Annotated in this window: 1 protein-coding gene; it reads right to left on the bottom strand. The window is 27.6% G+C overall.

All coding sequences use genetic code 11. From position 1 onward, the window contains the following. Positions 1-94: 94 nt before the first annotated feature. The coding region (locus tag U881_RS0105800; RefSeq protein ID WP_024653626.1) for an anti-CBASS protein Acb1 family protein at positions 95-935 on the bottom strand (841 nt) is incomplete at its 5' end.

Genomic DNA, 935 nt, shown 5'->3' with positions numbered 1-935 from the left:
CTAAACTAATAGTTTTTTGTGGTACTTCCTTTTCTTCATTATTAGTTTTAATAACTACTTCATTATTCTTTTTACTTTCGGTATTCATTGATTTTTAACCTCCTAAGAAAATTTCTCCAAAATATAATTTATCTTTTAAAAGCTCAATTGATTCTTGTGACAAGCCTTCACATCCAATAACACTTTTATATTTCTCATATAATTCAAGCAGTTTAATATCTCGCTCTATCTTCTCTGACTCACTTAATAAAATAAGCGAATTAAATCTCATATTAAGACCAAAATATTGATTAAGTTTTTGATTTATTGTTATCTCAATTTGTTCTTGTACTCCCTTTAAAAAGTCATAATAATTACTTCGATCTCCTTTACCATCACTACCAAGTCCTTTAGTTTGTTCATTAAAACTCCTTGTTAATGGTTCTTTTGTATCTGCTCCTATCTTTGCTTTTACTAGTTCCAATGCGTCTTTTAAAAAGGTAAGTTCATATTTAATCACTTCTAAATGAGCAGTTTGACTCCCAGAATAAAATATCCCATCATTATTCAAATTTGATTTAAGTCTCTCAAGTTCTCGTGATAAATCATTATTTAGCGCATTTAAGATATTTGTACTTTTACTTACACTATCATTATCCGAATTACCCTTAAACAATTTCTTAAACATACTGGGATTATTATCTTTATTGCTTTTGGTAAGTAAATTAATCTGTAGTGATGCTTTGCTTATTGCATCATTAATCTCTGCTAGTGATTCATCCTTGTAAAACAAAAAATTATAATTTCGAATCCTTTTCTCTATCTCTTGATAAATAATCTCAAAAAGATATATGTTTAGCAGAAAACCTTGTGTATAACACGGCGTATATGAACCCAAAATATAATCATAATTCTCATATATAATTAAACGACTCTTATGAATCTTGACTTCTTTT

It is taken from the genome of Borrelia persica No12, assembly GCF_000500045.1.
In the GTDB taxonomy this organism is placed as follows: domain Bacteria; phylum Spirochaetota; class Spirochaetia; order Borreliales; family Borreliaceae; genus Borrelia; species Borrelia persica.
The sequence above is the reverse complement of the archived record's forward strand: the minus strand, read 5'-3'. Positions and strand labels throughout refer to the sequence as shown.